The 13,011-nt window shown below is 71.3% G+C and carries 13 protein-coding genes and 1 pseudogene; 11 read left to right on the forward strand and 3 right to left on the reverse strand.

Annotated features, from left to right (window positions below):
• The 4 genes and pseudogenes from ACIRP2_RS38495 to ACIRP2_RS38510 all read left to right on the forward strand — a co-directional run.
• A pseudogene (locus ACIRP2_RS38495) lies at positions 1 to 150 on the forward strand (4-hydroxy-3-methylbut-2-en-1-yl diphosphate synthase); the annotation flags it as partial.
• Between the two features lie 167 nt (positions 151 to 317).
• On the forward strand, positions 318 to 1,163 hold the full coding sequence (locus ACIRP2_RS38500; RefSeq protein WP_404258424.1) for a GNAT family N-acetyltransferase: 846 nt from the start codon (positions 318 to 320) through the stop codon (positions 1,161 to 1,163).
• Between the two features lie 64 nt (positions 1,164 to 1,227).
• Entirely contained in the window at positions 1,228 to 1,797 is a 570-nt protein-coding gene (locus ACIRP2_RS38505) for a GNAT family N-acetyltransferase (protein ID WP_404258425.1), read from the forward strand.
• A gap of 111 nt (positions 1,798 to 1,908) precedes the next feature.
• Positions 1,909 to 3,609 carry a proline--tRNA ligase gene (locus tag ACIRP2_RS38510; RefSeq protein WP_404258426.1) on the forward strand — a complete coding sequence of 567 codons (1,701 nt, stop codon included), beginning with the start codon at positions 1,909 to 1,911 and terminating at the stop codon, positions 3,607 to 3,609.
• 60 nt (positions 3,610 to 3,669) lie between these two features.
• Here the strand turns inward: ACIRP2_RS38510 and ACIRP2_RS38515 are convergent, their stop codons facing one another.
• From ACIRP2_RS38515 to ACIRP2_RS38525, 3 genes are read right to left on the reverse strand one after another with little or no spacing between them, the layout of a single operon-like run.
• Complete coding sequence (locus ACIRP2_RS38515; protein ID WP_404258427.1) at positions 3,670 to 4,572, reverse strand: aminoglycoside phosphotransferase family protein; 903 nt, start codon at positions 4,570 to 4,572, stop codon at positions 3,670 to 3,672.
• A gap of 28 nt (positions 4,573 to 4,600) precedes the next feature.
• Positions 4,601 to 5,101, reverse strand: a complete 501-nt coding sequence (locus ACIRP2_RS38520; protein WP_404258428.1) for a ferritin-like domain-containing protein — start codon at positions 5,099 to 5,101, stop codon at positions 4,601 to 4,603.
• The gene (locus tag ACIRP2_RS38525; RefSeq protein ID WP_404258429.1) at positions 5,098 to 5,625 is read right to left on the reverse strand and encodes a hypothetical protein; all 528 of its coding nucleotides are present in this window, start codon (positions 5,623 to 5,625) and stop codon (positions 5,098 to 5,100) included. Before ACIRP2_RS38525 ends, ACIRP2_RS38520 begins: the two co-directional genes overlap by 4 nt.
• 176 nt (positions 5,626 to 5,801) lie before the next feature.
• Here ACIRP2_RS38525 and rimP point away from each other — a divergent pair, with 176 nt between their 5' ends.
• The 7 genes from rimP to truB all read left to right on the forward strand — a co-directional run bounded on the left by rimP (position 5,802) and on the right by truB (position 12,915).
• On the forward strand, positions 5,802 to 6,299 hold the full coding sequence (gene rimP, locus ACIRP2_RS38530; RefSeq protein WP_404258430.1) for a ribosome maturation factor RimP: 498 nt from the start codon (positions 5,802 to 5,804) through the stop codon (positions 6,297 to 6,299).
• Positions 6,300 to 6,301: 2 nt separating this feature from the next.
• Positions 6,302 to 7,342: a transcription termination factor NusA gene (gene nusA / locus ACIRP2_RS38535; RefSeq protein ID WP_404258431.1), complete on the forward strand. Its 1,041-nt coding sequence runs from the start codon at positions 6,302 to 6,304 to the stop codon at positions 7,340 to 7,342.
• A 181-nt stretch (positions 7,343 to 7,523) separates the two neighbouring features.
• Complete coding sequence (locus ACIRP2_RS38540) at positions 7,524 to 7,802, forward strand: YlxR family protein (RefSeq protein ID WP_404258432.1); 279 nt, start codon at positions 7,524 to 7,526, stop codon at positions 7,800 to 7,802.
• A 147-nt stretch (positions 7,803 to 7,949) separates the two neighbouring features.
• On the forward strand, positions 7,950 to 11,021 hold the full coding sequence (gene infB, locus ACIRP2_RS38545) for a translation initiation factor IF-2 (protein WP_404258433.1): 3,072 nt from the start codon (positions 7,950 to 7,952) through the stop codon (positions 11,019 to 11,021).
• A 166-nt stretch (positions 11,022 to 11,187) separates the two neighbouring features.
• Positions 11,188 to 11,484, forward strand: a complete 297-nt coding sequence (locus ACIRP2_RS38550; RefSeq protein WP_404258434.1) for a DUF503 domain-containing protein — start codon at positions 11,188 to 11,190, stop codon at positions 11,482 to 11,484.
• Between the two features lie 25 nt (positions 11,485 to 11,509).
• Positions 11,510 to 11,962 carry a 30S ribosome-binding factor RbfA gene (rbfA, locus tag ACIRP2_RS38555; RefSeq protein ID WP_404258435.1) on the forward strand — a complete coding sequence of 151 codons (453 nt, stop codon included), beginning with the start codon at positions 11,510 to 11,512 and terminating at the stop codon, positions 11,960 to 11,962.
• Positions 11,959 to 12,915 (forward strand): tRNA pseudouridine(55) synthase TruB, encoded by a 957-nt coding sequence (gene truB, locus ACIRP2_RS38560; RefSeq protein WP_404258436.1) that lies wholly within the window; start codon positions 11,959 to 11,961, stop codon positions 12,913 to 12,915. Before rbfA ends, truB begins: the two co-directional genes overlap by 4 nt.
• The last annotated feature ends 96 nt before the right edge of the window (positions 12,916 to 13,011 follow it).

Here is a 13,011-nt window from a genome sequence, read left to right on the forward strand (position 1 = left end):
AAGGGTCAGATCTTCGTGAAGGGCGAGGTCATCAAGACCGTGCCGGAGTCGAAGATCGTCGAGACGCTGATCGAGGAAGCCCTGAAGATCGCCGAACAGATGGAGAAGGACGGCGTCGCCTCGGGCGAGCCCGAGGTCTCCGTCAGCTGAACCACGATGTGCCCCACCGCGCCCCGCCGGACGAACACCGCCCGGCGGGGCGCGGTCGTGAGCGACCTCACGGTGCCCCGCAAACGCTCTTCCCGGGCACGGGCGGCGCCACCCAGCCTCTTTGGGTACAGTGCGGAAATCAGCAGACCGCATGGTGAGGCCCCCTCGTGTTGACGCAGACCACCACCCGGGTCCTCGAACCCAGCGACCTCGGCGCCGCTCTCGCCGTCCTGGAGAGCGAACCGGTCGCCAACGCGTTCGTGACGTCCAGGGTCCAGATCGCAGGTCTCGATCCGTGGCGCCTCGGCGGCGAGATGTGGGGCTGGTACGCCGACGGCCGGCTGCGCTCACTGTGCTACTCCGGCGCCAACCTCGTACCGATCTGCGCCACCCCCGAGGCGGTCAGGGCCTTCGCCGACCGTGCCCGCCGGGCCGGCCGCCGCTGCTCCTCGATCGTCGGCCCCGCGGAGCCCACGGCCCAACTGTGGCGGCTCCTCGAACCCGGCTGGGGTCCCGCCCGCGAGGTCCGGGCCCATCAGCCGCTCATGGTCACCGAGAGCCCGTCCGCCGACATCGCCCCCGACCCCTTGGTCCGCCGGATCCGCAAGGACGAGATGGACGTCCTGATGCCGGCGTGCGTGGCGATGTTCACCGAGGAGGTCGGCATCTCCCCGCTCGCGGGCGACGGCGGACTCCTCTACCAGGCACGCGTCGCCGAACTCATCGGCGCCGGCCGCTCCTTCGCCCGGATCGAGGACGGCCGGGTCGTCTTCAAGGCGGAGATCGGCGCGGCGACCCCGCAGGCCTGCCAGATCCAGGGCGTCTGGGTCGCCCCCGAACACCGTGGCCGGGGACTCTCCGAAACCGGCATGGCGGCTGTCCTGCGCTACGCACTGGCCGACGTCGCACCCGTCGTCAGCCTGTACGTGAACGACTACAACACCCCCGCGCGCAAGGCGTACGCCAGGGTCGGCTTCCGTGAGACCGGCGCTTTCATGAGCGTGCTGTTCTGACCGGTCGACGACCGGCTCCACCACCCCGTACCACCCGCCCCGTCCGGGCCAGTAGGGTCGGCCCATGGCAGCACTTCCCGAGGGCGGTACCCACACTCCCAGCGTCCGGATCGGACCGATCGATCTCGCCGCCCGCGTGGACGAGGCGCTCGCCGTGCAGGCCGTCGCCTTCGGCCTGGCCCCGGAGGAGATCGAGGTACGGCGCCACATCGTTCTCAGACACCTCGAACACCCCCACGCCCGCGCGCTGGGCGCCACCACCCCCGGTGGCCGGCTCGTCGGCTTCGTCTACGGCATGCCGAACGAACGCCACCAGTGGTGGTCCACCGTCGTCGAGCCCTACCTGCGCGCCACCGGCTCCGCACACTGGCTCGACGACTCGTTCGTCATCACCGAACTGCACGTCCTCCCGGATTTCCAGAACCGGGGCATCGGCCGCTCGCTGATCACCGCCCTCACGGACGCCGCCGACCAGTCACGGTCCATCCTCTCCGCGATCGACACGGAGAGTCCGGCACGTGGTCTGTATCGCAGCCTCGGATACCAGGACCTGGCCCGGCAGGTGCTCTTCCCCAGCGCTCCCAAGCCGTACGCGGTGATGGGAGCTCCGCTTCCGCTGCGTCGCAGGGGCTGAGGGCTGTCCGCTCGTACGGCGCAAGAGCCCGAGGCCGGAGCAATCGATTTCCGCCCACCGGGGCCGCCCGGCTAACCTCCTGCTCATCACCCTTCCGAGCAGGAGTTCATCATGGCCCAGGTCCAGCGCATGTCCCGATTGATGATCAAGACACTGCGCGACGACCCGGCGGACGCCGAGACGCTCAACCACAAGCTGCTCGTCCGGGCCGGATACGTACGCCGCACGGCTGCCGGAATCTGGACCTGGCTGCCGCTGGGCAAGAAGGTCCTGGAGAACATCACCCGCGTCGTGCGCGAGGAGATGGACGCCATCGGCGGCCAGGAAGTACTGCTGCCCGCGCTGCTCCCGAAGGAGTCGTACGACGCCAGCGGCCGCTACGTCGAGTACGGCGATCTGCTCTTCAAGCTCAAGGACCGCAAGGGCGCGGAGTACCTCCTCGGCCCGACCCACGAAGAGATCTTCACGCAGGTCGTCAAGGACCAGATCACGTCCTACAAGGACCTGCCCGTGATCCTGTACCAGATCCAGACCAAGTACCGGGACGAGGCCCGCCCGCGCGCCGGTGTGCTGCGCGGCCGCGAGTTCCAGATGAAGGACTCGTACTCCTTCGACACCACGGACGAGGGGCTCGTCGAGGCGTACCAGCTGCACCGCGCCGCCTACATCCGGATCTTCGAGCGGCTCGGCCTCGACCACCGCATCGTCTCCGCCGTCTCCGGCGCGATGGGCGGCTCGGCCTCCGAGGAGTTCCTGGCCCCCGCCCCGGCCGGTGAGGACACCTTCGTCGACTGCCCCGCCTGCGACTACGCCGCCAACACCGAGGCGGTCACCTTCAAGGCCACTGCCGTGGACGGCTCGGCGCACGGCTCCGTCGAGGAGCTGGACACCCCCGACACCCCGACCATCGAGACGCTCGCCGCGCACCTGGGCGTCCCGGCCTCCGTGACCCTGAAGAACCTGCTGGTCAAGGTCGACGGCGAGATCGTCGCCGTGGGCGTGCCCGGCGACCGCGAGGTCGACCTCGGCAAGCTGGGCGAGCACCTCGCGCCCGCCGTCGTCGAGCTGGTCACCGCGGAGGACTTCGAGGGCCGCACCGACCTGGTCCGCGGCTACGTCGGCCCGCAGGGCCTGGAGAAGGTCCGCTACATCGCCGACCCGCGCATCGCCGCCGGTACCGCCTGGATCACCGGTGCGAACAAGCCCGGCACCCACGCGAAGAACGTCGTCGCCGGGCGTGACTTCGAGGTCGACGAGTACCTTGACGTCGTCGTCGTCCAGGAGGGCGACCCGTGCCCCAAGTGCGGCACCGGCCTCAAGCTGGACCGCGCCATCGAGATCGGCCACATCTTCCAGCTGGGCCGCAAGTTCGCGGACGCCTTCCAGCTCGACGTGCTGGGTCAGAACGGCAAGCCGGTCCGGGTCACCATGGGCTCGTACGGCATCGGCGTCTCCCGCGCCGTCGCCGCGCTCGCCGAGCAGACCGCCGACGAGCAGGGGCTGTGCTGGCCCCGCGAGATCGCCCCGGCCGACGTCCACGTCGTCGCGGCGGGCAAGGCCCTTCAGACGGAGCTGGCCCTCGATGTCGCCGACAAGCTCGCCGCCGCCGGTGTGCGGGTCATGGTCGACGACCGCGCGGGTGTGTCGCCCGGTGTGAAGTTCACCGACGCCGAGCTCATCGGCATCCCGAAGATCCTGGTCGCGGGCCGCCGCTCGGCCGAGGGCGTCCTGGAGCTCAAGGACCGCCGTACGGGCGAGCGCGAGGAGCTCACCGTCGACGAGGCGATCGCCCGTCTCGCCGCCCAGGGCTGACACCGGACGAAGCCGCAGGCCCCCGCGCACCGCGCGGGGGCCTGCGGCCTGCCGTGCCCGCTACAGCCAGCTCGCGAACTCCAGCGTCAGCTCGCCCTCCTGGCGACGGCCGACCGCCAGTGCCCGGGTTCCCGACTCCACCGCGCGGAACAGCGTCCAGCCGTGCAGCCGTTCCCGGTCCACGTCCAGCGAATCGGCGAGCTTCTTGATCCGGCGCCGGGCCGTCACCGCACCGCCGGGGGAGGCGATCAGGTCCTCGACACGGTCGCGCACCAGGCGCGCCAGGTCGTAGGCCCGCTCACCGACCAGCGGCTCCGGCCCGACCGTCAGCCAGGGCGCCCGCTCGCCCGCGAGCACCTTGCTCTGGCGGAAGTTGCCGTGCAGCAGCAGGAGTTCGCAGGAGTCGGCGACCAGCTCCGCACGCGCCGCGAGCGCCGCGGAGACCAGTGGCTCCAGACCCGGGTCCGCCGCGGCGAAGGCCCGCATCGGCTCCGTACGGCGCGCGGTCCGCTCGGTGACCGTCTCGAACCCATGGCCGGCCGGGGGCTCGACCCACAGCCGACGCACCGTCCCCGCCGCCTCCAGCAACGCCTTCGCCTCCGGCAGTGAGCGCAGTGACACCTCGGGGTGCAGCCGTTCGAGCAGCAGCGCGCCGGGGCCGGTGGAGACGAGTCGCACCGCGCCCCAGCCGTTCCAGTGCGCCAGCGCCGCCTGCTCCAGCTCGGGCGCGGCTTCGGACGGGGCGATCTTCAGCGCCGCCGGGGTGCCGTCGGAGCATGTCACCAACAGGACCAGACTGCTGCGGCCGCCGGGGGCGGCCACCCGGTCCACGGTCACCTTCTGCCCGGTCGAGGCCAGCGCTCGTTCGGTCAGCGCGGGAAGGTGCGCGAGCCAGTCGGCGGCGGAATCCCCGTACGACTCGCCGAGCGCTCGCACCAGACGCTGCGGCGGTTCGAAACCCATACGTGCCTTGTTCCCTTTCAGAGCTTCTTCAGTGCGTCGCGCCGGTCCCGTTCCTCACACCGGACCCGGCCTTCGCCTCGGACCCCGCCGTCGCGCCGGACCCGTCGGCGGTCCGCTCGGCGAGCCCGGGAAAGGGTACGCCGCTGCCCCGCCAGCGGACCGCGCGCACCGCGGCCTCCCGCAGCGCGTCCGCCGCCTCCCGCCGGAGCGGCCCTTCGGCGGCCCGTACGAGATCGGAGTAGACGTCCGCCACCCGGTCCTCCAGCAGAGCGGCCAGCCGCACCGCCGCGGCCGGGTCCGGCACCGCGAACGGCAGAGCGTACGCGGCCTGCGCGGCCACCGGTTCACCGCCCAGGCCACGCACGGTCCGCTGCAGCGCGTCGCGCCGGGCGCGGTGCGCGTGGTAGGCCGCCGCGGCCTCGGCCCGGCGGCCGTCGGCGACCCGGCCGCCGACGACTCCGTACCCGTACACCGCCGCGTGTTCGGCGGCCAGGGCGGCCTGCGCCGCCTTGCGTGTCCCGGCGGTCATGACGAGGTCTCCTTGGCCAGTTCGGTCAGCAGATAGGCGTGCGCCGCGCCCGCCGCCGCGATCGACGCCAGCAGCCGGGCCAGCTCGGGCGGGGCCTTCAGGAGCGTCGCCGTGTGGGCGTCCGAGGCGCTGCGCTCCGCCTCGGCCAGTTCCTTGACGGCGGCCCCGGCGCCGGTCGCGCGGATCGGTGCGGACACCGGCGTCCCGCCGCCGTCGGGTGCCAGCGCCTCGGCGTGGGCCCGCACGGCGTCCCGCAGCGGCGAGAGCCCGGCGGCGGTCGCCGGGTGGGTCCTGACCACCAGTTCGTACCGGGCGAGCAGATCCCTGCTGGTACGGGCGGCAGCCGCCCGGAGCGTCCGCTCCGCCCGCGCGGCCGCGGCCTGCTCGGCCGGGGTCATCCCGTCGGGCCGGGCCGAGCCCTCCCGCCGGCCGGAACCGTCACCGCAGCCGGCCAGCACCGCCCCCAAGGCGATCGCCCCCGTCGCGGTGAACGCACCTCTGCGCGTCGTCCCCGTGCGCCGCACTTGTTCTCCTTCGGGCTTGCACCTGTCTTGACTGGATCTGTCCTGAAGTGATCACCGCAGGCGAGCGTACCCGCGGTCGCGGAGTACGCGGACGGCAACACCCCTCGGGACCGGATACCCTTTGACCTGACACGCGAGATCCCCACAACAGCACACGCGGCCGAGGAGTCACCCGGATGAGCACCACCCAGAGCGAGAGGCTGCGCGGACTGCTCGAACCGCTCGTCAGCGCCGAGCAGCTGGATCTCGAAGAGATCGAGGTGTCCCGGGCCGGCCGCCGCCGGGTGCTGCGGATCGTCGTGGACTCCGACGAGGGCGTGGAGCTGGACGCCTGCGCACAACTGAGCCGCGCGATCTCCGAGAGGCTCGACGAGACCGACGCGATGGGCGACGACGAGTACGTCCTCGAGGTCAGCTCGCCCGGTGCCGACCGTCCGCTGACGGAGCACCGCCACTACGTACGCGCCACGGGCCGTCTGGCCAAGCTGCAGCTGCGCGAGGGCGGGGAGCTGGTGGCCCGCATCCTCGCCGTGGACGAGGAGGGGCTCGACCTCGAGGTCCCGGGCGTCAAGGGCCGCAAGCCCACGTCCCGCCGGGTCGCCTTCGACGAGATCGCCAAGGCGCGCGTGGAGATCGAATTCAGCCGCAAGGACAAGAAGGAAGAGGAGGCGTAGCCGTGGACATCGATGTGAAGCTCTTGAAGGGCTTGGCACAGGACAAGGAGATCCCCTTCGACGTGCTCGTCGAGGCGATCGAGTCGGCCCTCCTCATCGCCTACCACCGTACGGACGGAAGCCACCGCCGCGCGCGCGTGGAGCTCGACGAGCGCGGCCATGTGACGGTGTGGGCGAAGGAGGACCCGGCCGACCTCGAACCGGGCCAGGAGGCCAAGGAGTTCGACGACACCCCGACCGGCTTCGGCCGGATCGCCGCGACCACCGCCAAGCAGGTCATCCTGCAGCGGCTGCGCGACGCCGAGGACGACCGGACGTTCGGGGAGTACGCGGGCCACGAGGGCGATGTCGTCACCGGTGTCGTCCAGCAGGGCAAGGACCCGAAGAACGTCCTGGTCGACATCGGCAAGCTGGAAGCGATCCTGCCGGTGCAGGAGCAGGTGCCGGGCGAGGAGTACACCCACGGCCTGCGCCTGCGCACCTATGTCGTACGCGTGGCCAAGGGCGTGCGCGGTCCGTCCGTGACGCTGTCGCGGACCCACCCCAACCTGGTCAAGAAGCTCTTCGCGCTGGAGGTCCCGGAGATCGCGGACGGTTCCGTCGAGATCTGCGCGATCGCCCGCGAGGCAGGTCACCGCACCAAGATCGCGGTCCGTTCGACCCGCTCCGGGCTGAACGCCAAGGGCGCCTGCATCGGTCCGATGGGCGGCCGGGTGCGCAACGTCATGGCGGAGCTGCACGGCGAGAAGATCGACATCGTGGACTGGTCGGACGACCCGGCCGAGATGGTCGCCAACGCCCTGTCGCCCGCGCGGGTGAGCCAGGTCGAGGTCGTGGACCTCGGCGCACGGTCCGCCCGGGTCACCGTTCCCGACTACCAGCTGTCGCTGGCGATCGGCAAGGAGGGGCAGAACGCCCGTCTCGCCGCCCGCCTCACCGGCTGGCGCATCGACATCCGTCCGGACACCGAGACCGACGCCGAACGCGATGTCGCCGACCGCGAGCGGGCCGAGCGGGCCCGTGAGCGTTCCGAGCGCGGCTGACCCGGCGACGAGGACGGCCGGCCCGCGCCGGACCACCGGACACCGTCGACGACGGGCGTCCGGGGGCGGTGGTGCGGGCCCGGGGGAATACATCTGAGCGGCACGCCGCTGAGAACACGACAACATCCGTTCGATTTTTGCCCCAAAGGGGTGGGGTCGGTGCGGGGAGGTAGACTTAACCGTGTCTGGCCGGACGCACGCCCGCGCTTGCCCTGAGCGAACCTGTGTGGGATGCCGGGAGCGGGCGGCCAAGAGCGAGCTGCTGCGCATCGTCGCGGACGGGGACGCCTGTGTTCCCGATCCTCGCGGTACGCTGCCCGGCCGGGGTGCCTATGTACACCCCGTCCCCGTCTGTCTGGACCTGGCGGTTCGCCGCCGGGCATTCCCCCGGGCCTTCAAGGCCAAGGGGCCGTTCGACCCCGCCGCGGTGCAGCGGTTCGTCGAGCGGGTGACACCGTAAGAAATGAACGGCACGGGACCCCGTGCGGTCAGGTACCTCGCGAGTTGGAAGTAGGTCGAGATTGCGATGAGCACTCGATGAGTACGCGATGAGTACGCCCATGAAGTAGCGACGGTCCGGCGGTAACCCGGACCTAAAAGGAGCGAAGTGGCTAAGGTCCGGGTATACGAACTCGCCAAGGAGTTCGGCGTCGAGAGCAAGGTCGTCATGGCCAAGCTCCAAGAGCTCGGTGAATTCGTCCGTTCGGCGTCCTCGACGATCGAGGCGCCGGTTGTACGCAAGTTGACTGACGCACTGCAGGGACCCGGCGGCAACGCCGGCAAGTCCGCTGCCAAGCCTGGGGCGCCCCGCAAGGCGACGCCCGCCAAGCCCGCAGCGCCCTCCCCGGCCGCTGCGGCACGTCCCGCTGCCCCGAAGCCCGGCGCTCCGGCCCCCAAGCCGGCCCCCGCCGCACCGGCGAGCAGCACCCCCGTGGCGCCTTCCGCGCCGTCCGCCGGACCGCGGCCGGGCCCGAAGCCCGCGCCCAAGCCCGCTCCGGTGACTCCGGTCCCCGCTGCCGAGTTCTCGGCTCCGGCCCCGGCCCAGCCCGCTGCCCCGCAGCAGCAGGGCCCCCGTCCCACCGGCGCCACCCCCGGCCCGCGTCCCGCCCGTCCGGCTCCGTCCGGCGGTCAGCGTGACGGCGGTCGCGGTGGCGAGCGCGGTGACCGTCCCGCGCGTCCCGCGGGTCAGGGCGCCCCGCGCCCCGGCGCCCGTCCGGCCGGTCCCCGTCCGGGCAACAACCCCTTCACCTCCGGTGGCTCGACGGGCATGGCCCGTCCGCAGGCGCCCCGTCCCGGTGGCGCTCCGCGTCCCGGTGGCGGTCAGGACCGTCCGGGCGCCCCGCGTCCGCAGGGCGGCCCCGGTGGCGCCCCGCGTCCCCAGGGTCAGGGCGGTGCCCGTCCCACTCCGGGCGGCATGCCCCGTCCGCAGGCTCCCCGTCCGGGCGGTGCCCCCGGTGGTAACCGTCCGAACCCGGGCATGATGCCGCAGCGTCCCGCTGCCGGCCCGCGTCCCGGTGGTGGCCCCGGTGGTGGCCGCGGTCCCGGTGGCGGCGGTCGTCCCGGTGGCGGCGCCGGTCGTCCCGGTGGCGGCGGCTTCGCCGGCCGTCCGGCCGGTCCCGGCGGCGGTGGCGGCGGTTTCGCCGGCCGTCCCGGTGGCGGCGGTGGCGGTGCCGGTCGTCCCGGTGGTGGTGGCGGCTTCGGCGGTCGTCCCGGCTTCGGTGGACGTCCCGGCGGCCCCGGTGGTCGTGGTGGCACGCAGGGCGCGTTCGGCCGTCCCGGCGGTCCCGCGCGTCGTGGCCGCAAGTCGAAGCGGCAGAGGCGCCAGGAGTACGAGGCCATGCAGGCCCCGTCGGTGGGCGGCGTCATGCTGCCTCGCGGCAACGGACAGTCCGTCCGTCTGTCGCGCGGTGCCTCCCTCACCGACTTCGCGGAGAAGATCAACGCCAACCCGGCGTCGCTCGTCGCCGTGATGATGAACCTCGGCGAGATGGTCACGGCGACGCAGTCCGTCTCCGACGACACCCTCAAGCTGCTCGCGGACGAGATGAACTACGTCCTCGAGATCGTCAGCCCCGAGGAGGAGGACCGCGAGCTGCTCGAGTCCTTCGACATCGAGTTCGGCGAGGACGAGGGCGGCGAAGAGGCGCTCATCCCGCGTCCGCCGGTCGTGACCGTCATGGGTCACGTCGACCACGGTAAGACCCGACTGCTGGACGCGATCCGCAAGACGAACGTCGTCGCGGGCGAGGCCGGCGGCATCACGCAGCACATCGGTGCGTACCAGGTCTCCTCCGAGGTCAACGGCGAGGACCGGAAGATCACCTTCATCGACACCCCGGGTCACGAGGCGTTCACCGCCATGCGTGCCCGTGGTGCGAAGTCCACCGACATCGCGATCCTCGTGGTGGCGGCGAACGACGGTGTGATGCCCCAGACGATCGAGGCGCTGAACCACGCCAAGGCGGCCGACGTGCCGATCGTGGTCGCGGTCAACAAGATCGATGTCGAGGGCGCCGACCCGACCAAGGTGCGCGGTCAGCTCACCGAGTTCGGTCTGGTGGCCGAGGAGTACGGCGGCGACACGATGTTCGTCGACATCTCCGCCAAGCAGGGTCTGCACATCGACCAGCTGCTGGAGGCCGTGGTCCTGACCGCGGACGCCTCGCTCGACCTGCGGGCCAACCCGGAGCAGGACGCGCAGGGTATTGCGATCGAGTCCCACCTCGACCGCGGCCGCGGTGCCGTTTCGACCGTCCTGGTCCAGCGCGGCACGCTGCGCATCGGTGACACGATGGTGGTCGGCGACGCGTACGGCCGTGTCCGGGCGATGCTCGACGACAACGGCAACAACGTCGAGGAAGCGGGTCCGTCGACCCCCGTCCTCGTGCTCGGTCTCACCAACGTCCCGGGTGCCGGCGACAACTTCCTGGTGGTCGACGAGGACCGTACGGCCCGTCAGATCGCCGAGAAGCGTGCCGCCCGTGAGCGCAACGCCAACTTCGCCCGCAAGGGTGTCCGGTTCTCCCTGGAGAACCTGGACGAGGCGCTCAAGGCCGGTCTGGTCCAGGAGCTCAACCTCATCATCAAGGGCGACGCGTCCGGTTCGGTGGAGGCCCTCGAGTCCTCGCTGCTCCAGCTCGACGTCGGCGACGAGGTCGACATCCGGGTCCTGCACCGCGGTGTGGGTGCGGTCACCGAGTCGGACATCGACCTGGCGACCGGCTCCGACGCCATCGTCATCGGCTTCAACGTCCGGGCTGCCGGGCGTGCCCAGCAGATGGCGGAGCGCGAGGGTGTCGACGTCCGCTACTACTCGGTGATCTACCAGGCCATCGAGGAGATCGAGGCGGCCCTCAAGGGCATGCTCAAGCCGGAGTACGAAGAGGTCGAGCTCGGCACGGCGGAGATCCGCGAGATCTTCCGCTCGTCCAAGCTGGGCAACATCGCCGGTGTGCTGGTCCGGTCCGGCGAGGTCAAGCGCAACACCAAGGCGCGCCTGCTCCGCGACGGCAAGGTCATCGCGGAGAACCTCAACATCTCCGGTCTGCGCCGCTTCAAGGACGACGTCACCGAGATCCGCGAAGGCTTCGAGGGCGGTATCAACCTCGGAAACTTCAACGACATCAAGATCGACGACGTCATCGCGACGTACGAGATGCGCGAGAAGCCGCGAGGCTGATCCGCGGGGATTTCCGGGGGAGACCCCGGACCTCTCTTCAAGAGTCGGGGCCGGTCGGCGGGTCATATTTCCGTCGATCGGCCCCGGCCGTTCCGTGTACGGTTCTTGTGTCCCTGCCAAGCGATGGCGGGGCACGAACCCGAACCGGCGGGACATCCGGACATACATGTATGTGGGGACACTGTCCTTCGATCTGCTTCTCGGCGACGTACGGTCGTTGAAGGAGAAGCGCTCCGTCGTCCGCCCGATCGTCGCCGAACTCCAGCGCAAATTCGCGGTGAGCGCGGCGGAGGTGGGCGGCCAGGATCTCCATCGCAGGGCCGAGATCGGCCTTGCCGTGGTCTCCGGGGACACCGGACACCTCACAGACGTTCTGGACCGGTGCGAGCGGCTGGTGGCCGCCCGGCCGGAAGTGGAGCTGCTGTCCGTACGACGGCGGTTGCACAGCGACGAAGACGATTGAGCAAGGCTGAGAAGGAGACGGACCAGTGGCCGACAACGCGCGGGCGAAGAAGCTGGCGGACCTCATCCAGGAGGTGGTCGCCGAGAAACTGCAGCGCGGTATCAAGGACCCCCGTCTGGGTACGCACGTGACGATCACGGACACCCGGGTCACCGGTGACCTGCGGGAGGCCACGGTCTTCTACACGGTCTACGGCGACGACGAGGAGCGCGCGAGCGCGGCGGCCGGCCTGGAGAGCGCCAAGGGCATTCTGCGTTCGGCGGTCGGAGCGGCGGCGGGGACGAAGTTCACCCCCACGCTGGCCTTCGTGGCCGACGCCCTTCCGGAGAACGCCAAGGCGATCGAGGACCTCCTCGACCGGGCGCGGGCCTCGGACGCGCGGGTGCGCGAGGCGTCCTCGGGCGCCACGTACGCCGGTGGCGCGGACCCGTACCGCAAGGCGGATGACGAGAACGACGAGGACAACGCCTCCGAATGACATCGCAGAACAGGACACCCGGTCAGGGGCGCGTCGGCGCGGCGGCCTCCGGCAAGGGTGGTGGTGGGCCCCGGGAGGACGGCCTTGTCATCGTCGACAAGCCGTCCGGCTTCACTTCGCACGACGTCGTCGCCAAGATGCGCGGCATCGCCAGGACCCGCCGTGTCGGCCACGCCGGCACGCTGGACCCGATGGCGACGGGCGTTCTGGTGCTCGGTGTCGAGAAGGCCACCAAGCTGCTGGGCCATCTCGCACTGACCGAGAAGGAGTACCTCGGCACGATCCGGCTCGGCCAGAACACCGTCACCGACGACGCGGAGGGCGAGATCACCTCGTCCACCGACGCCTCCGGTGTGACCCGTGACGGCATCGATGCCGGGGTCGCGGCTCTGACCGGACCGATCATGCAGGTGCCGTCCAAGGTCAGTGCCATCAAGATCGACGGCAAGCGGTCCTACGCCAGGGTGCGCGGCGGCGAGGAGTTCGAGATCCCGGCCCGGCCGGTGACGATCTCGTCCTTCAACGTCTACGACGTCCGCCAGGAGGTCGCCGAGGACGGCACGCCGGTCGTCGACCTGGTCGTCTCCGTCGTCTGCTCCTCCGGCACGTACATCCGCGCGATCGCCCGCGACCTCGGCGCCGGGCTCGGCGTCGGCGGGCATCTGACGGCGCTGCGCCGCACCCGGGTCGGGCCGTACGGTCTCGACGTGGCGCGGACGCTCGACCAGCATCAGCAGGAGCTGACCGTGATGCCGGTGGCCGAGGCCGCCGCCTCGGCGTTCCCCCGCTGGGACGTGGACGAGAAGCGCGCCAAACTGCTGCTGAACGGGGTGCGGCTGGACATGCCCGCCTTCCCGCCGGGACCGGTCGGGGTCTTCGGGCCCGACGGACGTTTCCTGGTCCTCGTCGAGGAGCAGAAGGGCAAGGCCAAGAGCCTCGCCGTCTTCGCCTGACGGGCGGCCCGGGGCCGGAGAGCCTCATCGTGGAGCGGGCGGAGCCCCCGCGCCCGCTCCACGATCCCCCAACGGTTTCTGTCCACTCGACGCCAG

Origin of the sequence: Streptomyces sp. NPDC101194 (assembly GCF_044767885.1) — a bacterium.
GTDB lineage: Bacteria > Actinomycetota > Actinomycetes > Streptomycetales > Streptomycetaceae > Streptomyces.